Here is a 22783-nt window from a genome sequence, read left to right as displayed (position 1 = left end):
GTGGCGTCGAACCGGTCCGCGACCGAAGCCCCGTTCGTACCGAGCCAACGAGACGGCGAGAGCCAGACGTTCGGCTACGGCAGCTACAACAGCGACAACGAGGGCCCCTGGCAGGAGTGGAATCCCAGCGAGGAGACCCTGCGCCCCGTTCGCGGTCGGCACCGCGTCGCCAAGCCGCGCGGTGGACTCGCCCGTGGCGGACTGGCCCGCAGCTCCACGGTTCTCGGCGTCGGTGTCATAGCCGCCGTCGGCGGCGCCGGCATGGCCAGCGCGCAGTCCGGCAAGGCCCCGGTGTCCATATCGCTGCCCGACATGCCGAACGTCGGCTCGGTCTTCGAGGACGAGAAGCCCGACGAGCCGGAGCCCCAGGCCTCCACCACCCCGCTCAGCAGTGCCGGCCTGACCACCGCCGACACCGAGCAGGGCACCGCGGACGCCGGCGAGGCGCTGCGCGCCCGCATCATGGCGCAGGCCGAGTCCCAGCAGGAGGCCTTCGACAAGGCCGCCGCCGAGGCCGCCCAGACCGCCGCCGCGGACAAGGCCGCCGAGCAGGCCGCCCAGGAGAAGAGGGAAGCCGAGGCGAAGGAAGCCGCCGCCAAGAAGAAGGCGGAGGAGGAGGCCGCGGCGAAGAAGGAGGCCGAGCGCCTCGCCGCCCTCGCCAAGCAGTTCACGCTTCCCACCTCCTCGTACACCCTCACCTCGACCTTCGGCCAGGCGGGCCCCTACTGGTCCTCCGGCTACCACACCGGCCTCGACTTCGCGGCCCCCACCGGCACCCTCATCAAGGCCGTCCACAGCGGCACCATCACGCAGGCCGGCTACGAGGGCTCCTACGGCTACAAGACCGTCCTCACCCTCGATGACGGCACCGAGATCTGGTACGCCCACCAGTCCTCCATCGGCGTCAGTGTCGGCCAGAAGGTCGCCACCGGCGACGTCATCGGCCGCGTCGGCGCCACCGGCAACGTCACCGGCGCCCACCTCCACATGGAGGTCCACCCGGGCGGCTCCGCCAGCGGCATCGACCCGGCGGCGTGGCTGCGCAGCAAGGGCCTCACCCCGTAGCCGGGCAGAACCAGCGACCACTCCCGCCGGGCCTCGCACCCGCCCGCGGAGACCACGACGCCGCGTAACCCCACGGGGATTACGCGGCGTTCGTCATGCCGGGGGAGCGACAGTACGGTGCGGCGGCGGGGCGGGCGTCCCTACCGCAGGAGGCACCTGGCGCCAGGCGACGGGGGACACACCGGCACGGCCCCGACCACGCCACGCACCGGCAGCCCGCGAACCGCTACGGCTCCCGCTGCCGATACCGCTAGTACCGATACGGGTTGTACGAGGGATACGGAGCCATCCCGTGAACCACCGGCTGCGGATAGGCGGACCCGTACCCGCCGTACCCGCCGTATCCGTATCCGCCGTATCCGTATCCGTACCCGTACCCGCCGTACCCGTGCTTCGGTCCGGCCTCCCGCCCCGCGTACCCCAGGGCCGGGCGGGCCAACTCCCGCCTGCGCCACAGCTCGAACAGCAACTCCCGCTCCCGCAGCGCGAAGTCGCCCCCGGCCCGACCCCGTCGCCCCCGGTTCCGGAGGAACGCCAACCTCGTCGCGTACGCCTGGTACTCCGCGACCGACCGAGCCCCCGCCTTCCCGAAGTGGTGCGCCGCATACTCCCGCGCCACCCGCCGAGCCCGCATCGACCCCAGCACATACGGCTCGGCCGGCGTCAGCCACCCCGCGGCCGCGTACGCCGGCAGCTCCTCCCGCACGGTCCGCAACTCCCGCTGCCGAGCCCAGATCACCAACCACGTCAGCAACCCGAACGCCGGCACCATGAACGCCGCGTACACCGCGAAGAACCCGTACTCCCCGAACGTCGCGGACCCGTTCCAGACCGCGTGCATCCCCATGGCGAGCAACAGCCCGCCCACGGGCACGAGCACCCGCCGCCCCCGCTGCCACTCCGCGGAGAACGCCGCCACCCCGAACCCGATCCCCGTCAGCACGGTGAACAAGGGATGCGCGAACGGCGACATGATCACCCGCACGAAGAACGTCGCCGCGGTGACCGACGCCAGCCCACTCCCTCCGCTGAGCTGATCCGTCCCGAACGCGGTCCCCAGATACAGGATGTTCTCGGTGAACGCGAACCCGGTCGCGGTGAACCCCGCGATCACCACCCCGTCCACGATCCCGGTGAAGTCCCGCCTCCTGAACAGGAAGACGAGCAGGACGGCCGCGGCCTTGGCGGTCTCCTCCACCACGGGCGCTATGACGGTGGCCCCCAGGGTGTCGGCATGCGAGGGGTCCGCGGTCGCCGTGGCTATCCACCGGGTCGCGAAACTGTTCGCCACGATGGCTATCAGCGCCGCCGCGCACGCCCCCCAGGCGAACGCGAACACCAGGTTCCTCCAGGGCCCGGGCTCCACCCGGTCCAGCCACCGGAACGCGGCCATGAGCAACGGCACGGGCAGCACCGAGAGCCCCAGCCCGACGAGAAACCCCTCCGTGCCGGTCTGTTCACGGACGAGCGCGAGGATGACGAGCCCGGAGATCCCGAGCAGTCCTATCAGCGCCCCGTACGTGACGCTCTTCCGCTGCCACCAGCGCGTGGGCCTGAACGCATACCCACCGGCAGGGCCGCTGGGGTGCGTCGGGTAGGGGGGACTGGTGGCCATTGCATTGACCCTAACGAGGGAGGGGCGCCGCCCGCGACGGCGCGTGGTACGGCCCGCCGGACCGCGCCGGCCGGCCCGGCCGTAGGACCGCACGCGCCGGCCCGGCCGCCGGACTCTGCCCGCCGAACCGCGCCCGCCGGACTGTGAACGACGGCCTTCAGACGCCTGTGGGGGGGTGTTCGGACTTCCGCATCTGTTCCTGCATCCGCATCCGCATCCGCTTCTGCGTTTGCTGTTGCTCCTGCTCACGCTGCTGTACGCGGCGGAAGAGCAGATCGTTCACCACATGACCCTTGTCCAGTCCCTGCCCCTCGAAACGGGTCAGCGGCCGGAAGCCGGGACGTGGCGCGAACCCGCCGTCGGTCCGGGTGTTCTCGAAATCCGGATGGGTGGTGAGCACGTCCAGCATCTGTTCGGCGTACGGTTCCCAGTCCGTCGCACAGTGCACGATCGCCCCCGGCCTGAGCCGTGACGCGACGAGCGTGAGGAATTCCGGCTGGATCAGCCGCCGCTTGTGATGCCGCTTCTTCGGCCAGGGGTCGGGGAAGTACACGCGCAGCCCGTCCAGTGAGCCGGGTGTCAGCATCTCCCGCAGCAGAATGATCGCGTCGCCGTTCGCGACCCGGATGTTGGACAGTCCGTCCCGGTCCGCGAGATTCAGCAGGTTTCCCTGGCCCGGCGTGTGCACATCCACGGCGAGCACGTTGGTCTCCGGATCGGCGGCCGCCATCCGCGCGGTCGCCTCTCCCATCCCGAACCCGATCTCCAGCACGACGGGCTTCTCGTCGCCGAACAGCTCGACGAGATCCAGTGGACGCCCGTCGATATCGAGCCCCCACTTGGGCCACAACCGCTGCAGCGCGTCCGCCTGCCCGGCCGTCACCCGACTGCGCCGGGGCTGAAAACTCCTGATCCGCCGCTCGAAATGCGACCCGGCGGGATCCGCCTTCGGCCCATCGGGAAATCGCGGCTCACCCTTGTCCCGGGTACGCCGAAGGGAGGCACCGGTGGTGCGGGGCTCAGGGGAATTGGCGGAGTCAGACACAGTGCCCCCGATTTTACGACTCCCCGAGCCCGCGTCCCAGCCTGCCCGCCGCCCCCGCGCGCAGCTGCGGGCAGTCGTGCCGCTCGGGGCGGCACGGGTGGCCGCAGCGGCCACCCGCGGGCGCCGGTGAGCGAAACCCACCGACCATCGCGCGGCCCCAGCCGCCGGGCACCGCACGAGCGCCCGTCCCACTCCGGCCAGGACGGCCAGCGCCCGTCCCACTCCGGCCAGGACGGCCAGCGCCCGTCCCACTCCGGCCAGGACGGCCAGCGCCCGTCCCACTCCGGCCAGGACGGCCAGCGCCCGTCCCACTCCGGCCAGGACGGCCAGCGCCCGTCACACCCCGGCCAGGACGGCCAGCGCCCGCCGCCCCACCTCTCGCCCGATCGGCAGCGAAGCGGTCGCCGCAGGCGAAGGCGCGTTCAGTACATGGACGGCCCGCGCCCCCTCCCGAATCAGGAAGTCGTCCACCAGCGTGCCGTCCCGAAGCACGGCCTGAGCCCGCACCCCGGCCGCCGCAGGCACCAGGTCCCCTTCCGAGACCCCCGGCAACAACCGCCGCACCGCCCCGGTGAACGCCTTCTTCGACACGGACCGCCGAAGCTCCCCCGCCCCGTACCGCCAGTGCCGCCGAGCTATCCGCCAGGCCCCGGGCCAGGCCAGGGTCGCCCCCAGCTCCCGTACCCGCACGGTCCCCCACCCGTACCCCTCGCGGGCCAGGGCGGGCACGGCGTTGGGCCCGACGTGGACGCCCCCGTCGATCCCCCGGGTCAGATGCACCCCGAGGAACGGAAACGCCGGGTCGGGCACCGGATACACGAGTCCACGCACCAGCTCGGGCCGCGCCAGCTCGTAGTACTCCCCCCGGAACGGCACGATCCGCATCCCGGGCTCGTCCCCGGTCATCCGGGCCACCTCGTCGCAGTGCAGCCCGGCGCAGTTCACCAGCACCCGTCCCCGTACGACGTCACCGCCCCGGATCCGCACGGCGACGCCCAGCGAGGCCCGCCGGTCGATCCGCTCGACCTCGGCGCCGTACCGGATCTCGGCGCCGGACGCCCGCGCGAGCTGCCGGGCGACCCCGACGAAGTCGCAGATCCCGGTGGTGCCGACGTGTATGGCCGCGAGCCCGCGCACCTCCGGCTCGTACTCGGCGATCTGGGTGGCGCCCAGCTCCCGCACCGGGATCCCGTTCTCCCGCCCGCGCTGTACGAGGGCGTGCAGCCGGGGGAGCTCCGACCTCTCGGTGGCGACGATCAGCTTTCCGGTGACCGCGTGGTCGATGCCGTACTCGGCGCAGAACTTGACCATCTCGGCGGCGCCCTTGACCGCGTACCGCGCCTTCAGCGACCCCGGCCGGTAGTAGATCCCACTGTGGATGACGCCACTGTTCCGCCCGGTCTGATGCCGGGCCGGTCCCGGTTCCTTCTCCAGCACGGTGACCCGCGTGCCCGGCGCCGCCCGCGTGATCGCATACGCGGTGGACAGCCCGACGATCCCGCCGCCGACCACGAGCACATCACAGTCGTACGCGCCCTGCCTCCGCACGCGCCCCACCTCCCGACTCCGATAGTGCACTGCACCACTGACAATGCCCTCAAACCCGGAAGCCGCCTACATGGCGCTGGTCACGTTCTCCGATGCCGTTCCTCGATGCCGTTCTTCGATGCCGGGCGCCCAAGGCCGCGCCCCAAAGGGGCGCGGGGAACCGCGCGACCAGCCACAACTCACCCGCACCCGCAAAACCCTCACAAACCCGGCAGACGAGTAGGCGCCGACAGCCAAGCGGAGCGCTCACGCAGGCGTCATCAAAAGAGGCCGCGCCCTCTCCCGCAGCTCGATCACCCGCGGCTCGTCCCCGTACGGCTCCAGCCGGTGCAGCAGATCCTTCACGTACTCGGTCGTGCGGGCGGACGAAATGCGCCCCGCGACCTCCACCGCCCGTACCCCCTGCTCGCACGCCGCATCGAGGTTGCCGGACTCCAGCTCGGCGACCGCCGACACGACGAGCCGCAGCCCGTGCGAGCGTACGAACTCCTCCGTCGGCCGCGACAGTGCCTGCTCGGTGAAGCGGCGCACCTGACGCGGCGCCTTGAGGTCGCGGTAGCACTCCGCGGCGTCCGCGGCGAACCGGTCGTAGCCGTAGAACCCGAGCCAGGTCGGATCGTTGTCGCCGTCCCGGGCTCGCTCCAGCCACCCCTCGGCGGCCTTGAGGGCCGCCCCGGCGGCCGCCGCGTCACCCGCGCGTGCGTGTGCCCTCGCCTCGACGAGCCGGAAGAAGCTCATCGTGCGCGCGGTGGCCAGCCCCCGGTTGCGTTCGAGCGCGGCCTGCGCGAGATCGACGCCCTCGTCGCCGAAGCCGCGGTAGGTCGCCTGCAGGGACATGGTGGCCAGCACATATCCGCCCAGCGGCACGTCGGCCGCGGCCCGCGCGAGCCTCAACGCCTGGATGTAGTACCGCTGCGCCGCCTCCTGTTGACCCGTGTCAAAGGCCATCCAGCCGGCCAGGCGGGTGAGTTCCGCGGACGCTCCGAACAGCGCGCGGCCCACTTCGTCGGAGTACGACCCGAGCAGCAGCGGCGCCGCCTCGACCCGCAGGCACTCCGGCACCATGGACGAACGCCAGTCGCCGCCTCCGTACTTGGAGTCCCAGCGCCTGGCGTCCTCGGCGGCCTCCCGCAACTTCTGCACATCGCTGTGGCCGACTTTCAGCGGCGACCCGGAGCCCTCCGCGGAGCCCGCCTCACGCGCCACCGAACTGTCGGCCGGGGTTATCAGCCATCGTGAGGCGGGCGTTGCGTATGCGCTCACTGCGAACGATCCGGCGAGGGACTGCCAGATGCCGCCGGTGCCGGCGCGGCGGCCGGCGAGGTCGAGGCGGTAGAGCTCCGTCGCCGCGCGCACCGCCTGCCCGACGTCCCGGGGGAAGGCGAGGCCCACTTCGGGGGCGGGATCCGCGTCCGCCAGGCCGATCTCGTGGAGCGGCACCGGTCGGCCGAGCTTCTGGCCGATCGCGGCCGCGATGAGGTGCGGCGCGGCGCCCTGGGGGACCATGCCCTTGGAGACCCACCGCGCCACCGAGGTCTTGTCGTAGCGAAGTGTCAACCCGCGTTGAGCGCCAAGATCGTTGACGCGACGCGCGAGTCCTGCGTTGCTGATTCCCGCGAGGGCGAGAACGGTGCCGAGTTTTTCGTTCGGCCCGCGTTGCTCCCTGGACATTGCGCCACCCCTCGAACAGACGGCTGCCGCGGCGGCATAGGCACGCGGCATTCGTAAACCCAGCGTAGTTCGCCGCATCCCAAGCGTTAAGGGGCCCAAATCCGGATGGCGGGATTGTGGTCCGTACGAAAGTGCGGACAGAGTACGGAGTGTGGTGACGTGCTCCCGCTGTGTGGCCGTGCGCCTGTCCGTGCGCTCTTCTCCGGCCACCGGGGGAGCGCTTCCATGGTCGTGCGTGGGTCGGCCCGCTGTACTGGATCCAGTGGGCTGGGGGACACCGCCGCCTACATCCCCGCGGGCGGCGGACCGGTCCGGGAGGCGAACTCCGCCTCCCGGACTGTGCGTTGACGCTGTGTCGTCATCGGGGGCGGTACGGCGGGTGGGCCAACTCCGCCCTTCAGGGCCGATTTGGCCGAAAATCGACGGTGGTCGTCGAGCGTGAATACCGCTCCGACCACGTCTCTTGAGGGCGCGTTAGGTGTTCTGGGGGAGCGTACCGGGGGCGCATTCACGTCGTAGACCCGGGGTCCTCCTTTGTCGACCTCCCCTCTTCAAGGGCGACTTGAGGGTGTGGCGGGGGAGCGCTCAAGGCTCCCCAGGGGCGCACTCACCGGTGTGCAAGCCGCGCCACACGCCCTCCGGCAAGCCTCCTTCGTGGCAGCATGGGAGCCGTTCGTGCGGTGCCCTGGTTGTCCACAGCCTGTGGAGGCGACGATGCGGTGGTTGGTGGGATGGAGCAGTACCGCCGCTGGCGCACCCGCCTTCGGCTCCGCCGGCGCCACCGGACCCGACGGCGAGACCGTGCACCCGGTCGGCTCGCACCTCCTGTGGGGCGACCCCGATCCGCTGTGGGCCGTCGGCGACTGGCGCCCCGACGAGGTGCGCGTCGTGACGGCCGACGCCCAGACCAAGATCGCCGTCCTCGGCATCTGCGGCGCCTCCGACGAGCAGCTGCGCGTGGGCCTGTTCGCCGCCCGCGGCGGTGCCCTGCGCCACCTGACCGCCTGGCCCGGCAGTTACACCGCCGTCGTCCAGGTCGGCCGCCGGGTGACCGTCTGCGGCGACATCGCGGGCGCCCGCCCGGTCTTCTACACCCCCTGGGCGGGCGGCACGGCGTACGCGACCGCCGCGCTGCCCCTCGCCGACCTCATCGAGGCCAACCTCGACTTCGGGCACCTGGCCGCCCTGCTGGCCGCCCCCGACGTACCGGACGCCCTGCACGACTCCACCCCGTACGACGGCGTGCGCCGCATTCCTCCGGGGCACGCACTGATCCTGCGCGCCGGGGCGCGTGAGGTCGCCGGCTACGAGCAGGTCGCCTCGCTGGCCGTCGCCGCCCCCTCCGCCGACCCGACCAGCGCGGTGGACGCCGTCCGCGACGCCCTCGTCGAGGCCGTACGGGTCCGGCTGTCCGCCCCCCGGCACGTCCCCGACGTCGACCCCGGCCCGGTCCCCGGCATGGGCCCGGCCGAGCGCCGCGCCGCCCGCGGCATGCCCGTCCCCGGCATCGGCGCCGATGTCTCGGGCGGCCCCGCCTCCGGCACCCTGGCCCTGCTCGCCGCCGGCCTGCCCGGCGCCCCCGGCACGGTCCTCGGCCACGGCACGGGCGCCGGCGAACGCCTCCTCGCCGTCACCTTCAACGACCTGGCCACCTCCGGCCGCGAGACCGAACTGGAACGCGCGGGCACGCTGGCCGCCAACCCCCGCCTCCACCACGTGGTCGTGACGGGCGGCGAGGAGGTGCTCCCGTACGCCGACCTCGACATCCCCCTGACCGACGAACCGGGCCCCTCCCTGGTGACGGCCGCCCGCCACCGCGCCCGCCTCGCCGCCGGCAGCGCCGACCACTTCACCGGCTACGGCGCCCGCCAGGTCCTGGACGCCCACCCCGCCCGCCTCGCCGACCTCCTCATGGACCGCAAACGCCGCCACCTGGTCCGCCCGGTCGCCGCCCTCACCAAGGCCGACGGCTCGGTGATGGTCCCCGCGCGGGTGTACGGCGCCGCGCGGAAGCTGGCCCGCACCCCGTACCGCTCCGGCGTCGAAGTCCTCGCCGACCGCCTCATGCAGCGCCGCTTCGAGGAGCCCGGAGGCGCGGTGGGCGCCTCCCTGGCGGCGCTCACCTGGGCCAGACCGGGCCCCGCCGCCCGCTGGCTCACCGGCGAGGCCCTGGCAGAAGTATCGATTCGCCTGGGAGCGACGACGGGCCGTTCCACCGTCGGCCCCGGCCAGCGTCCCGGCGACTTCCGCGCCCGCGCGGCCCTGGCCCGGCATGCGGCGGACCTGAGGATCCTGGAGCAGGCGGCGGAGATCCGCTCCCAACGCCTCCACACCCCCTTCCTCGACAACCAGGTCGTCCGCGCCTGCCGCGCCCTCCCCGAGGCCCTGCGCGTCCAGCCGGGCGCCCGCGCCGCCATCCTCCGTACGGTCCTGGAGGGCGCCGGCGTCACCGACCTCCCGCCCGGCTGGGGCGCCCCCTCCCACGCCACCTCCGCCGCCGCGGCCCGAACCGGCCTGCGCGTGGCCGCCGACACCCTGATCAGCCTCTTCGACACACCGCTGCTCGCGCAGGCGGGCCTGGTGGAGGCCCGCGTGGTCCGCAAGGCCCTCCGAGCGGCGGCGGAGGGCGAGCCCCTCCCCCTGGACGGCCTCGCCGACCTCGTCTCCCTCGAACTCTGGCTCCGCCGCCTCCTCTCCCGCCGAGGCACCTGCTGGACGGGCACCCCGGCAAGACAGCGAGCGGTACCGGCCGGCATCACCCCCCAGAGGGGCGCGCTGGGCACGGGGGCGACGGCGCGACGGGCGTAGCCGACCTTTCGGGGCGCGAGCCACCTGCCCCGATGCCCCGCTGGACGAGGCGACGGCGGCGGCCGACCGCTTCGGCGCCCCGGACCCCCACGCCTTCGTCCACCTCCCGCGCCCCCATGGCGTTGGTCGACGGCGAGACCACCCACGCCCGTGATCTGTGGCGGCTCGCCCACGAGGTGCCTCACCGGGAAACAGTCCCGCCCCGGTTCCGGGCCTTCCCGGACCTGGTCGACGGGCTCCTCACGACCGCAGAGTCCGGCCCGGAACCCGGCCCGCGCGGAATGACCGACGCCCTCCGCACCGCCGTGGACATCCCTGCGCCGAGACCGTGACGGCGGCCAACCCCGGCCGAGCACCGCGACCGTACTGTCCGGCCTCGGCGACCACGCCCGCACCGCACGCCTCCTGGCCGCCGGAACCAGCCGGCACGGTGGCCACCCGCTGTAACCCGCGCCCCGAAAGGGGCGCGGGGAACCGCGCGAGAACCCCCACGAACCCGCACCCGACAACACACCCCACGGGGTCGAAGGGGCAGCGCCCCTGGTGGAGGGGAAGTGGAGGGGAACGGGTAGGGGCGGCGGGGGCGGAAACCCACCCCACGCCGCCCCTGGCGACAACCTCACCCACCCACCATCAGGCAGGCCGAGACCGCAACCCCTCCAGCAGAATGTCCAGCAACCGAGCCGACGCGGCAGCCTGCTGCGCCGCATCCGGCAACGCGGGCGCACCCGTGGCGATCACGAGCAACACATCCGCCACGGTCACGTCCTGCCGCAGCTCCCCGGCGGCCCGCGCCCGCTCCACCAACTGCCCCACCACCTCGAGCAGTGCCGAAGCCCCGGCATCGTCCACCGGTCCACCGACGCCACCGGCACCGGCACTCGCACCGACGCCACCCGAGGCGCCGAGCGAACCCGCGCCCGAATCCGCCGACACCAACCGAAGCTCGGCCGTCGGCTGAGCCCGCTGCTGCGGCACCCGCGCCTCGTCGACGACGAATCCGCCGACCGTGTCGGACCCGTCCTCCGCGACCCCGACCCGCAGTACCTGCGGCGGCAGCAGCCGCCCGGCACCCGAGGCCACCGAGGTCCGCAGGAACCGCGACAGGGCCTGCCACGGGTCCTGCTCCTGCCCGAGCGCCACCCTGGCCTGTTCGGTGAGCCGGGACGTCTCCTCCTCGGCTATCCGCCGGACCAGGACGTCCTTGCTCGGGAAGCGCCGGTACACCGTGCCGACACCGACCCGCGCGCGGCGGGCCACATCCTCCATCGGCGCGCCGTATCCCAGCTCGCCGAAGACCTCGCGCGCCGCGCGCAGCACGTGCTCGAGGTTGCGCTGTGCGTCCACGCGGAGCGGAGTGGACCGCACTCCGTCACCGCGTCCGTTGCCGCCCGCCGAGCCCATCGCACCACCGGGTGCGATGGTGGACGCGGACGACCAATGGGATTCCTGAATATGCATACGTGTTCCCCCGGTAATGACGTCTCCCCCCGGAGACTCTCCCCGTCATCGGAAGCCGGAGCGGCGGAACAAGCGTCCAAGGTCCTCGGTGGTCTCCGATTTCCTTCGCCGGAGACCCGGTCCCCGAGCCGAACCGCCCGTCGCGGACCACTCGGAACCCGGACCCGAACCCGGAATCCACAACCCGGAACCGGACCCGACCGAACCTCTTGAACGCATCCCCCTACACCCCGTCGACACACGAACATAGTTGAGAGGGAGTCAATTCAGAAGGGGCACGTTCCGCACGGAGCGCCCCTCGATCGGAGTACGGGCGGTTTACGTCCGGTTTGCGCCCCCTCCTGCCACCCCGCTCACACCATCTGACCTGCGCATCTGCCGCACACGCCGGTAAATCGGCCAACCCCGCGCTCCTGTGGAGACCGGTCACACAAATTGCCGGGCCTGTGGACAAACCAACGAGCAAGGTGCGTCATGGGATGGTGAAGGAACCGATGCGCATCCTTATCGTCGGCGGCGGATACGTCGGGCTGTACACAGCGCTGCGCTTGCAGCGACAGCTGAAACCGGAACTCGGACGCGGTGACGTCGAGATCGTCGTCGTGTCCCCCGACCCCTATATGACGTATCAACCCTTCCTTCCGGAGGCGGCCGCGGGCTCGATCTCGCCCCGCCATGTCGTCGTGCCGCTGCGCCGCGTCCTCGACCAGTGCAAGGTCGTCATCGGCGAGGCCACCGCGATCAACCACGCCAAACGCATCGCGACCCTCGACACCCTCGCCACCGCGGAGGAGGGCACGGGCTCCGAGCAGCTGACGTACGACGAGCTGGTCCTCGCCCCCGGCTCGATCGCACGCACCCTGCCCATCCCCGGGCTCGCGGACCACGGCATCGGCTTCAAGACCGTCGAAGAGGCCATCGGCCTGCGCAACCACGTCATCGAACAGATGGACATCGCCTCCTCCACCCGCGATCCCGCGATCCGTGACGCGGCCCTGACCTTCGTCTTCGTGGGCGGCGGCTACGCCGGCGTGGAGGCGCTCGGCGAGCTGGAGGACATGGCCCGCTACACCGCGCGGTACTACCACAACGTGAAGCCCGAGGACATGAAGTGGATCCTCGTGGAGGCCTCCGACCGCATCCTCCCGGAGGTCGGCGAGGAGATGGGCCGCTACACGGTCACCGAGCTGCGCCGCCGCAACATCGACGTACGCCTCCACACGCGTCTCGAATCGTGCGCCGACCGCGTCGCCGTCCTCAGCGACGGGGCCCGCTTCCCGACCCGGACGGTCGTCTGGACGGCCGGTGTGAAACCGCACCCGATCCTCGCCGCGACCGACCTCCCGCTGAACGAGCGCGGGCGCCTGAAGTGCACGGCTGAGCTGACCGTGGAGGGCGTCGCGCACGCCTGGGCCGCGGGCGACGCGGCCGCCGTCCCGGACGTCACCGCCGAACCCGGCAAGGAGACCGCCCCCAACGCCCAGCACGCCGTACGCCAGGCCCGCGCCCTCGGCGACAACATCGCCCGTTCCCTGCGCGGCGAGCCGCTTCAGACGTACTCGCACAAATACGTCGGCTCGGTCGCCTCCCTGGGCCTCCACAAGGGCGTCGCCCACGTCTACGGACGGAAGCTGAAGGGCTACCCCGCCTGGTTCATGCACCGCGTGTACCACCTGAGCAGGGTGCCGACCTTCAACCGCAAGGCCCGTGTCCTCGCCGAATGGATCCTCTCCGGGCTCTTCAAACGGGAGATCGTCTCGCTCGGTTCACTCGAACATCCCCGTGCCGAGTTCGAACTCGCGGCCGGTGGAAAGCCTCCTGAGGACCCGAAGGGGTCGTCCTGACCGGATCCAGGAACTCCACCGTTCAGGCCGACGTCTGACGGATGTCGGTCCTGTCGGCCAGACTGGTCCGCGACGTGATCCACAATCTCGGGCGGGGCCACCGCCCTGCCCGCACAGCACCCACGACCAGGCGTCCCCCCACCGCCGTACCCCGGGGCACCACCCGGGGCCATCGGCAGGATCCGGAGCCGGCCACAGACGACAACACGAGGCACGAGGCAAGGATTCGGTGAACTTCACGCGCTGGAGCGCCCGGCTCCCCGGTACGCAGCGCCGCGCCGCAGCGCGGACCGACCACACGGTCACCCCGGACCGGCGGGGGGAAGGCTCCGTGCCCGCGGCCCGCGTCGAACGGCAGACCGACGACCCCCCGGACGACACACCGACCGTGCCCGTCGTCGACGACCTCCCCACCCGCGAGATCCTCGACCGCATCCCGGCCCTCGTCGCCCTGGTCCACGGCCCGGACCACCGCACGGCCTACGTCAACGACGCCTATGCCGCGGCCTTCGGCGTACGCCCGCTCGGCGAACCGGCCCGCGAGGCCCTGCCCGAGCTGGACGCCCTCGGCCTCCTCCCGCTCCTCGACCAGGTCCTGCGCAGCTCCAGACCCCGCACGGTCAAGTCCCGCAAGGCCGCCGGCGGCCGCAGCTACACGATCACCTGCACCCCGGTCGACGTACCGAGCGGCGCCGAGCAGAGCGACGGCGGCGTGCTGATCTTCGCCGCCGATGTCACCGACCACGCCGAGGCCGCCGAACGCCTCCGCGCGAGCGAGCGCCGCCAGCGCGAGACCGCCGTCACCCTCCAGCGCTCCCTCCTCCCGCAGGAGCTGGAACAACCCGACGACCTGCGCATCGCCGCCGTCTACCACCCCGGCGGCACCGAGACCGCCGTCGGCGGCGACTGGTACGACGTCATCACCCTCGGCGGCGGCCGCACGGCCCTCGTCATCGGCGACGTCATGGGCCGGGGCGTCCGCGCGGCCGCCGTCATGGGCCAGCTCCGTACGGCCGTCCGCGCCTACGCCCGCCTGGACCTCCCGCCGCACGAGGTGCTCCAGCTGCTGGACGGTCTCGCGACGGAGATCGACCCCAACCAGATCGCCACCTGCGCCTACGCCGTCCACGACCCCAACGAGGGCCGCCTGGTCTACGCCTCCGCGGGGCACCTCCCCATCCTCGTCCGCGACGAGAGCGGCACGGTCCTGCGCGCCGACGAACCGACCGGCCCCCCGCTCGGCACCGGCGGCTGGACCCACTCCTCCGGTTCGATCCCCCTCGGCCCCGGCTCCACGGCCGTCTTCTACACGGACGGCCTGGTGGAGCGCCGCAACGAGGACCTGGACGAGGGCATCGCCGCCCTGGAACGCGCCCTGTCCGGAGCCACCGGCACCCCGCAGGTCGTCTGCGACCGCCTCGTCCGCTCGACGGGTGTCACCGCCGACCACGACGACGACGTGGCCGTCCTCGTCCTCCAGCACCCCGCCCGCGTCGGCCCCGACAGCGAACTCTTCCGCAACGCCGCCCTGGAACTCCTCGGCGGCGTGGAAGCCGCCCCCCGGGCCCGCGCCTTCGCCTCCGGCGTCCTGAGCAGCTGGCGCTTCCCGCCGGAACTGCACGACCTGGGCGTCCTGGCAGCCAGCGAACTCGTCGCCAACTCCCTCCAGCACGGCACCCCACCCATGCGCCTGCGCCTGCGCCGCACCGACCGCCGCCTGATCGTCGAAGTCACCGACGGCGACGACCATCTCCCGCGCCGCCGCCGAGCCGACCCCGCCGACGAGTCCGGCCGCGGCATCGCCATCATCGCCACCATCGCCTCCAACTGGGGCAGCCGCCGCGCCCCGGGCGGCGGCAAGGCGGTGTGGTGCGAGTTCGCCCTGCCCCGCCCCACGCCCTCATAGGGGCGCGGGGAACTGCGCGAACGGGGTCCGGGGCAGAGCCCCGAGTCTTTGACGGGGTCGAAGGGGCACAGCCCCTTGTGGACGGGTGGGATGGGTAGGGGCGGCGGGGCGAAACCTCAGGCCCGCACCACCCCGCTCTTCCGGGAAGCCGCCCCACCCCGAGCCACCACCCGACTCCTCCCCGAGGCGGGCTGATCCTGTACATCGCTGAGCTGCCGCCCAAGCCGCAACGCCAGCACCGTGATCCCCAGCGAGAAGAGCAGAAACGCCACGATGTACGGGGCATGCAGCGAGGCCCCCATCGGCCCACCCACCGCTGGCCCAACCGCCAACGCAAGCTGCTTGACCAGCGCGAACGCGGAGTTGTACTGCCCAGCCATCCCCTCCGGCGCAAGATCGGCCACCAGCGGAGCAACCGTCGGCGACAACATGGCCTCACCGAGCCCGAACAGCGCGTACGTCGAGACGAACGCGGCAGTCGCCATGGTCTGGCTCGTCTGCCCCAGCCCGGCGAACCCGGCCACGCCCCACGCCACGGCCCAGATCAGCCCCACGGCAGCGATCACGCGCGACCGCCGACGCCGCTCCACGAACCGCAGCACGGCGAACTGCGCGATCACGATCACCGCGGTGTTGGCCGCCAGCGCCGTCCCGAGCGCGGATGTCGATATCCCGGCCGCCTCGACCCCGTACGCGCTGAGCCCCGACTCGAACTGCCCGTAGCAGGCGAAGAACAACACGAACCCCAGCACGCACAGCTGCACCATGGCCCGATTCCCGAGCAGCTGCTTCCAGCTCCCCTTGGCCGTCGCCCCTGTGGGCACGCCCTCGACCTTCGGAGCGCGAGGCATCCGCACGGTCGCCATCACTCCCACGAGCAGCAGGAACATCGCCGCCTGTATGGAGAACAGGAGGACGAAGGAACCGGCGCGCGTGGCATCGACGAGATGCCCGCCTATCAGCCCGCCGACCCCGAGCCCGAGGTTCTGCAGAAAGAACTGTGTGGCGAAGGCCCGCGACCGGTTCTCCGCACGCGAACAGTCGACGATCATCGTCGCGAGCGCCGGCTGCGTCACGGCCTGCCCAGCCCCGAGCGCCACCGCGGACAACAGCACGGTCGTCGCACTGGAGGCCAGCCCGAGGCTCAGCGATCCGACGGCGGCGGTGACCAGGGCGGTGAGCAGCACCGGAAGCGCGCCGCGCCGGACTATGGCCCGCCCCGCGAAGGGCAGCACCACCAGCGCGGCCACGGCGAAGACCGCCAGCACGAGCCCCGCCGTCGTGGCACCGAGATCCCGCACCTGCGCCACGTAGACGTACAGATACGGGACCGTGAAGCCGAGTCCGAACGCGCCGAGCGCGTTGCCCACGTGAATCCGGCGCATCGCTGCGCCCATCCCCCTGGTCACGTTCACCTGCCTAGGTAAGGGAAGCCGTTCAGCTCAAGCGTTAACACTGAAGACTTCGAAGCTAAAACTTAGAAGCTAAACAGTACACCTCGAAGGACTTCGACGCCAAGCAGCGGCGTGCCATACTTCGCCCATGGGCGACACCCCCGGCATCTCCGACAGCGCCGAGCCGACACTCGAGGAGCAGATCGCCGCCTACCAGCGCGAGTTCCAGGACCTCGACCCCCAGGTCGAGAAGATCGTCTCGGCCCTCTCCCGCCTCAACCGCCGGATGAACGTCGCCTACGGCCGGCAGACCTCGGCGCTCGGCATCAGCAACGCCGAGTGGGAGGTCCTCAAGGCCCTCGTCCTCTCCGGCGCCCCGTACCGCATGGGTCCGAGCGAGCTCGCCAAGCGGCTCGGCCTCACGCCCGCCGCCATGACCCACCGCATCGACCGCATGGTCGCCGAGGGGTTGGTGACGAGAGAGCGCGACGAGACCAACCGCGTACGCGTCATCGTCGAGCTCAACCCCGAGGGCCGCGAGAAGTGGCTGGAGGCCATGCGCCTCGCCTCGGTCTTCGAGGAGGACCTCCTCCAGGACCTCTCGCCGCTGGAACGCACCGTCCTGGGCGAGGTCCTGACCCGTCTCCTCCGCCGCGTCGAGCACGCTCAGCCGGACGCCGGCGGCCGCCTCACCGACCTCGACTGAGGCCGTACGCTTGAAGGCGCCCGAGGTTTGGCCGCGGGTGCCCCGGGGGAGGCTTGACAGTCCACCCCGCGATACGTAGAGTTCTTCGGGTTGCCACGGAGCCGTAACGGTTCTGCGACAGCACCTCCGCCGCTCAAGCGGCACCCAAACCAAGCAGCACGACCTCCCAACCGGGGTGAATTCGGCACGCCCGAATGCAATTCGATTTGGGTTCGACAGCCCCGATTGGGAACTGCCGAGCAGATCCGCTAAGGTTTGGAACGTCGGAACGGCCCAACAGTCGCGAAGACAACTCCCGCTGACTGGGAATCAGGCCCGAAAGGATCTGATAGAGTCGGAACCGCCGGAAAGGGAAACGCGGAAGCGGAAACCTGGAAAGCACCGAGGAAATCGGATCGGAAAACGATCTGATAGAGTCGGAAACGCAAGACCGAAGGGAAACTGCCCGGAGGAAAGCCCGAGAGTAGCTTGGGTGAGTACAAAGGAAGCGTCCGTTCCTTGAGAACTCAACAGCGTGCCAAAAATCAACGCCAGATATGTTGATACCCCGTTCCCGGCCGGTTATCGGTTGGGGCGAGGTTCCTTTGAAGTAAAACACAGCGAGGACGCTGTGAACCATCGGATCATTCCTCCGGTGGTTCCGCTCTCGTGGTGTCGACCCGATTACGGGTAAACATTCACGGAGAGTTTGATCCTGGCTCAGGACGAACGCTGGCGGCGTGCTTAACACATGCAAGTCGAACGATGAACCACTTCGGTGGGGATTAGTGGCGAACGGGTGAGTAACACGTGGGCAATCTGCCCTTCACTCTGGGACAAGCCCTGGAAACGGGGTCTAATACCGGATACAACACTCTCGGGCATCCGATGAGTGTGGAAAGCTCCGGCGGTGAAGGATGAGCCCGCGGCCTATCAGCTTGTTGGTGAGGTAACGGCTCACCAAGGCGACGACGGGTAGCCGGCCTGAGAGGGCGACCGGCCACACTGGGACTGAGACACGGCCCAGACTCCTACGGGAGGCAGCAGTGGGGAATATTGCACAATGGGCGAAAGCCTGATGCAGCGACGCCGCGTGAGGGATGACGGCCTTCGGGTTGTAAACCTCTTTCAGCAGGGAAGAAGCGAAAGTGACGGTACCTGCAGAAGAAGCGCCGGCTAACTACGTGCCAGCAGCCGCGGTAATACGTAGGGCGCGAGCGTTGTCCGGAATTATTGGGCGTAAAGAGCTCGTAGGCGGTCTGTCGCGTCGGATGTGAAAGCCCGGGGCTTAACCCCGGGTCTGCATTCGATACGGGCAGACTAGAGTGTGGTAGGGGAGATCGGAATTCCTGGTGTAGCGGTGAAATGCGCAGATATCAGGAGGAACACCGGTGGCGAAGGCGGATCTCTGGGCCATTACTGACGCTGAGGAGCGAAAGCGTGGGGAGCGAACAGGATTAGATACCCTGGTAGTCCACGCCGTAAACGGTGGGAACTAGGTGTTGGCGACATTCCACGTCGTCGGTGCCGCAGCTAACGCATTAAGTTCCCCGCCTGGGGAGTACGGCCGCAAGGCTAAAACTCAAAGGAATTGACGGGGGCCCGCACAAGCAGCGGAGCATGTGGCTTAATTCGACGCAACGCGAAGAACCTTACCAAGGCTTGACATACACCGGAAACGGCCAGAGATGGTCGCCCCCTTGTGGTCGGTGTACAGGTGGTGCATGGCTGTCGTCAGCTCGTGTCGTGAGATGTTGGGTTAAGTCCCGCAACGAGCGCAACCCTTGTTCTGTGTTGCCAGCATGCCCTTCGGGGTGATGGGGACTCACAGGAGACTGCCGGGGTCAACTCGGAGGAAGGTGGGGACGACGTCAAGTCATCATGCCCCTTATGTCTTGGGCTGCACACGTGCTACAATGGCAGGTACAATGAGCTGCGAAGCCGTGAGGCGGAGCGAATCTCAAAAAGCCTGTCTCAGTTCGGATTGGGGTCTGCAACTCGACCCCATGAAGTCGGAGTTGCTAGTAATCGCAGATCAGCATTGCTGCGGTGAATACGTTCCCGGGCCTTGTACACACCGCCCGTCACGTCACGAAAGTCGGTAACACCCGAAGCCGGTGGCCCAACCCCTTGTGGGAGGGAGCTGTCGAAGGTGGGACTGGCGATTGGGACGAAGTCGTAACAAGGTAGCCGTACCGGAAGGTGCGGCTGGATCACCTCCTTTCTAAGGAGCATCTAGGTCTCGCAAGAGATCCAGAGCCACTACGCAGGCAAATGTTCTGCGGTGGTCAGCTCAAGGGTGGAACGTTGATTATTCGACCGGTTCACGGGTCGGAGGCTGTGAGTACTGTCCGTAAGGGCGTGGAAAGCATGATCTCCGGACGTCGATCGGGTCGGGCACGCTGTTGGGTGTCTGAGGGTATGGCCGTATGGCTGCCTTCAGTGCCGACCCCGGTAAAAATCCGTGTGAGCGGGTTGTGACGGGTGGTTGGTCGTTGTTTGAGAACTGCACAGTGGACGCGAGCATCTGTGGCCAAGTTTTTAAGGGCGCACGGTGGATGCCTTGGCACCAGGAACCGATGAAGGACGTGGGAGGCCACGATAGGCCCCGGGGAGTCGTCAACCAGGCTTTGATCCGGGGGTGTCCGAATGGGGAAACCCGGCAGTCGTCATGGGCTGTCACCCTTGCCTGAACACATAGGGCAAGTGGAGGGAACGCGGGGAAGTGAAACATCTCAGTACCCGCAGGAAGAGAAAACAACCGTGATTCCGGGAGTAGTGGCGAGCGAAACCGGATGAGGCCAAACCGTATGCGTGTGAGACCCGGCAGGGGTTGCGTATACGGGGTTGTGGGATCTCTCTTGATCAGTCTGCCGGCTGGTCGGCGAGTCAGAAACCGTATGGGTAGGCGAAGGACATGCGAAAGGTCCGGCGTAGAGGGTAAGACCCCCGTAGCTGAAATCTGTACGGCTCGTTTGAGAGACACCCAAGTAGCACGGGGCCCGAGAAATCCCGTGTGAATCTGGCGGGACCACCCGCTAAGCCTAAATATTCCCTGGTGACCGATAGCGGATAGTACCGTGAGGGAATGGTGAAAAGTACCGCGGGAGCGGAGTGAAATAGTACCTGAAACCGTGTGCCTACAAGCCGTGGGAGCGTCGCGTATCGAGCTTTGCTCGGTGCGTCGTGACTGCGTGCCTTTTGAAGAATGAGCCTGCGAGTTTGCGGTGTGTTGCGAGGTTAACCCGGGTGGGGTAGCCGTAGCGAAAGCGAGTCCGAACAGGGCGACTTTAGTAGCACGCTCAAGACCCGAAGCGGAGTGATCTAGCCATGGGCAGGTTGAAGCGGAGGTAAGACTTCGTGGAGGACCGAACCCACCAGGGTTGAAAACCTGGGGGATGACCTGTGGTTAGGGGTGAAAGGCCAATCAAACTCCGTGATAGCTGGTTCTCCCCGAAATGCATTTAGGTGCAGCGTCGTGTGTTTCTTGCCGGAGGTAGAGCACTGGATAGGCGATGGGCCCTACCGGGTTACTGACCTTAGCCAAACTCCGAATGCCGGTAAGTGAGAGCGCGGCAGTGAGACTGTGGGGGATAAGCTCCATGGTCGAGAGGGAAACAGCCCAGAGCATCGACTAAGGCCCCTAAGCGTACGCTAAGTGGGAAAGGATGTGGAGTCGCACAGACAACCAGGAGGTTGGCTTAGAAGCAGCCACCCTTGAAAGAGTGCGTAATAGCTCACTGGTCTAGTGATTCCGCGCCGACAATGTAGCGGGGCTCAAGCGTACCGCCGAAGTCGTGTCATTCATACAATAGGGCCAACGCCTGTATGGATGGGTAGGGGAGCGTCGTGTGCCGGGTGAAGCAGCCGCGGAAGCGAGTTGTGGACGGTTCACGAGTGAGAATGCAGGCATGAGTAGCGATACACACGTGAGAAACGTGTGCGCCGATTGACCAAGGGTTCCTGGGTCAAGCTGATCTGCCCAGGGTAAGTCGGGACCTAAGGCGAGGCCGACAGGCGTAGTCGATGGATAACCGGTTGATATTCCGGTACCCGCTGTGAAGCGTCAAACATTGAACCAGGCGATGCTAAGTCCGTGAAGCCGTCCCGGACCCTTCGGGGAAAGGGAAGTGGTGGAGCCGACGGACCAGACTTGCAGTAGGTGAGTGATGGGGTGACGCAGGAAGGTAGTCCATCCCGGGCGGTGGTTGTCCCGGGGTAAGGGTGTAGGACGTCAGGTAGGTAAATCCGCCTGGCAATAGTCTGAGACCTGATGCCGAGCCGATTGTGGTGAAGTGGATGATCCTATGCTGTCGAGAAAAGCCTCTAGCGAGTTTCATGGCGGCCCGTACCCTAAACCGACTCAGGTGGTCTGGTAGAGAATACCGAGGCGTTCGGGTGAACTATGGTTAAGGAACTCGGCAAAATGCCCCCGTAACTTCGGGAGAAGGGGGGCCATCACTGGTGAGAGGACGTGCTCCTCGAGCTGGGGGTGGCCGCAGAGACCAGCGAGAAGCGACTGTTTACTAAAAACACAGGTCCGTGCGAAGCCGTAAGGCGATGTATACGGACTGACGCCTGCCCGGTGCTGGAACGTTAAGGGGACCGGTTAGTCACTCTTCGGGGTGGCGAAGCTGAGAACTTAAGCGCCAGTAAACGGCGGTGGTAACTATAACCATCCTAAGGTAGCGAAATTCCTTGTCGGGTAAGTTCCGACCTGCACGAATGGCGTAACGACTTCTCGACTGTCTCAACCATAGGCCCGGTGAAATTGCACTACGAGTAAAGATGCTCGTTTCGCGCAGCAGGACGGAAAGACCCCGGGACCTTTACTACAGTTTGATATTGGTGTTCGGTTCGGCTTGTGTAGGATAGCTGGGAGACTGTGAACTCTGGACGCCAGTTCAGGGGGAGTCGTCGTTGAAATACCAGTCTGGTCGTGCTGGATGTCTAACCTGGGTCCGTGATCCGGATCAGGGACAGTGTCTGATGGGTAGTTTAACTGGGGCGGTTGCCTCCCAAAGGGTAACGGAGGCGCCCAAAGGTTCCCTCAGCCTGGTTGGCAATCAGGTGTTGAGTGTAAGTGCACAAGGGAGCTTGACTGTGAGACCGACGGGTCGAGCAGGGACGAAAGTCGGGACTAGTGATCCGGCGGTGGCTTGTGGAAGCGCCGTCGCTCAACGGATAAAAGGTACCCCGGGGATAACAGGCTGATCTTCCCCAAGAGTCCATATCGACGGGATGGTTTGGCACCTCGATGTCGGCTCGTCGCATCCTGGGGCTGGAGTCGGTCCCAAGGGTTGGGCTGTTCGCCCATTAAAGCGGTACGCGAGCTGGGTTTAGAACGTCGTGAGACAGTTCGGTCCCTATCCGCTGCGCGCGCAGGAATATTGAGAAGGGCTGTCCCTAGTACGAGAGGACCGGGACGGACGAACCTCTGGTGTGCCAGTTGTTCTGCCAAGGGCATGGCTGGTTGGCTACGTTCGGGAGGGATAACCGCTGAAAGCATCTAAGCGGGAAGCCTGCTTCGAGATGAGTATTCCCACCCACTTGATGGGGTAAGGCTCCCAGTAGACGACTGGGTTGATAGGCCAGATATGGAAGCCCGGTAACGGGTGGAGTTGACTGGTACTAATAGGCCGAGGGCTTGTCCTCAGTTGCTCGCGTCCACTGTGTTGGTTCTGAAACCACGAACAACCCCATTCCCTTGTTTGGTCACGGGGGATGGTGCGGTTGAGTGT

The 22783-nt window shown here is 68.5% G+C and carries 12 protein-coding genes and 2 rRNA genes; 8 read left to right on the top strand and 6 right to left on the bottom strand.

Annotated features, from left to right (window positions below):
- Positions 1-1065, top strand: a complete 1065-nt coding sequence (locus OG272_RS23925) for a M23 family metallopeptidase (protein WP_326581190.1) — start codon at positions 1-3, stop codon at positions 1063-1065.
- Between the two features lie 250 nt (positions 1066-1315).
- Here OG272_RS23925 and OG272_RS23920 read toward each other — a convergent pair whose 3' ends face one another.
- From OG272_RS23920 to OG272_RS23905, 4 genes are all read right to left on the bottom strand, one after another.
- Positions 1316-2680, bottom strand: coding sequence for a PrsW family intramembrane metalloprotease (locus OG272_RS23920; protein WP_328223563.1), 1365 nt, complete (start codon positions 2678-2680; stop codon positions 1316-1318).
- Between the two features lie 157 nt (positions 2681-2837).
- Positions 2838-3725, bottom strand: a complete 888-nt coding sequence (gene trmB, locus OG272_RS23915) for a tRNA (guanosine(46)-N7)-methyltransferase TrmB (protein WP_405896067.1) — start codon at positions 3723-3725, stop codon at positions 2838-2840.
- A gap of 336 nt (positions 3726-4061) precedes the next feature.
- Positions 4062-5273, bottom strand: a complete 1212-nt coding sequence (gene lhgO, locus OG272_RS23910) for an L-2-hydroxyglutarate oxidase (RefSeq protein ID WP_326581194.1) — start codon at positions 5271-5273, stop codon at positions 4062-4064.
- 246 nt (positions 5274-5519) lie between these two features.
- A complete protein-coding gene (locus tag OG272_RS23905; RefSeq protein ID WP_327728910.1) occupies positions 5520-6944 on the bottom strand; it encodes an MFS transporter in 1425 nt (474 codons plus the stop codon).
- A gap of 714 nt (positions 6945-7658) precedes the next feature.
- On the opposite strand from OG272_RS23905, the gene OG272_RS23900 reads away from it, so the two are divergent.
- Positions 7659-9752, top strand: a complete 2094-nt coding sequence (locus OG272_RS23900; protein ID WP_405894789.1) for an asparagine synthase-related protein — start codon at positions 7659-7661, stop codon at positions 9750-9752.
- A 116-nt stretch (positions 9753-9868) separates the two neighbouring features.
- Positions 9869-10084, top strand: coding sequence for a hypothetical protein (locus OG272_RS23895; protein WP_327728912.1), 216 nt, complete (start codon positions 9869-9871; stop codon positions 10082-10084).
- A 301-nt stretch (positions 10085-10385) separates the two neighbouring features.
- On the opposite strand, the gene OG272_RS23890 is transcribed toward OG272_RS23895, so the two are convergent.
- Positions 10386-11213, bottom strand: a complete 828-nt coding sequence (locus OG272_RS23890) for a TetR/AcrR family transcriptional regulator (protein WP_405894787.1) — start codon at positions 11211-11213, stop codon at positions 10386-10388.
- 479 nt (positions 11214-11692) lie between these two features.
- Here OG272_RS23890 and OG272_RS23885 point away from each other — a divergent pair, with 479 nt between their 5' ends.
- Positions 11693-13057: an NAD(P)/FAD-dependent oxidoreductase gene (locus tag OG272_RS23885; protein ID WP_326581200.1), complete on the top strand. Its 1365-nt coding sequence runs from the start codon at positions 11693-11695 to the stop codon at positions 13055-13057.
- A 229-nt stretch (positions 13058-13286) separates the two neighbouring features.
- The gene (locus tag OG272_RS23880) at positions 13287-14963 is read left to right on the top strand and encodes a SpoIIE family protein phosphatase (RefSeq protein WP_326581202.1); all 1677 of its coding nucleotides are present in this window, start codon (positions 13287-13289) and stop codon (positions 14961-14963) included.
- Positions 14964-15079: 116 nt separating this feature from the next.
- Here the strand turns inward: OG272_RS23880 and OG272_RS23875 are convergent, their stop codons facing one another.
- On the bottom strand, positions 15080-16360 hold the full coding sequence (locus OG272_RS23875) for an MFS transporter (RefSeq protein ID WP_328223555.1): 1281 nt from the start codon (positions 16358-16360) through the stop codon (positions 15080-15082).
- A 145-nt stretch (positions 16361-16505) separates the two neighbouring features.
- Between OG272_RS23875 and OG272_RS23870 the strand changes: the two genes are divergently transcribed.
- From OG272_RS23870 to OG272_RS23860, 3 genes are all read left to right on the top strand, one after another.
- Positions 16506-17063, top strand: coding sequence for a MarR family transcriptional regulator (locus OG272_RS23870; RefSeq protein ID WP_327728915.1), 558 nt, complete (start codon positions 16506-16508; stop codon positions 17061-17063).
- A 676-nt stretch (positions 17064-17739) separates the two neighbouring features.
- Positions 17740-19266: ribosomal RNA gene (locus OG272_RS23865) — 16S ribosomal RNA — on the top strand.
- A 307-nt stretch (positions 19267-19573) separates the two neighbouring features.
- Positions 19574-22697 (top strand): 23S ribosomal RNA (locus tag OG272_RS23860).
- Together the 16S and 23S rRNA genes form the textbook arrangement of a ribosomal RNA operon.
- Positions 22698-22783 lie beyond the last annotated feature (86 nt).

This window comes from Streptomyces sp. NBC_00104 (genome assembly GCF_045160825.1).
Taxonomy (GTDB): Bacteria; Actinomycetota; Actinomycetes; order Streptomycetales; family Streptomycetaceae; genus Streptomyces.
The sequence above is the reverse complement of the archived record's forward strand: the minus strand, read 5'-3'. Positions and strand labels throughout refer to the sequence as shown.

Coding starts and splice junctions, on each gene's coding strand:
- OG272_RS23920 (WP_328223563.1), bottom strand. CDS start 2,680: ATGGCCACCAGTCCCCCCTACCCGACGCACCCCAGCGGCCCTGCCGGT.
- OG272_RS23905 (WP_327728910.1), bottom strand. CDS start 6,944: ATGTCCAGGGAGCAACGCGGGCCGAACGAAAAACTCGGCACCGTTCTC.
- OG272_RS23900 (WP_405894789.1), top strand. CDS start 7,659: ATGCGGTGGTTGGTGGGATGGAGCAGTACCGCCGCTGGCGCACCCGCC.
- OG272_RS23895 (WP_327728912.1), top strand. CDS start 9,869: ATGGCGTTGGTCGACGGCGAGACCACCCACGCCCGTGATCTGTGGCGG.
- OG272_RS23890 (WP_405894787.1), bottom strand. CDS start 11,213: ATGCATATTCAGGAATCCCATTGGTCGTCCGCGTCCACCATCGCACCC.
- OG272_RS23885 (WP_326581200.1), top strand. CDS start 11,693: ATGGTGAAGGAACCGATGCGCATCCTTATCGTCGGCGGCGGATACGTC.
- OG272_RS23875 (WP_328223555.1), bottom strand. CDS start 16,360: ATGGGCGCAGCGATGCGCCGGATTCACGTGGGCAACGCGCTCGGCGCG.
- OG272_RS23870 (WP_327728915.1), top strand. CDS start 16,506: ATGGGCGACACCCCCGGCATCTCCGACAGCGCCGAGCCGACACTCGAG.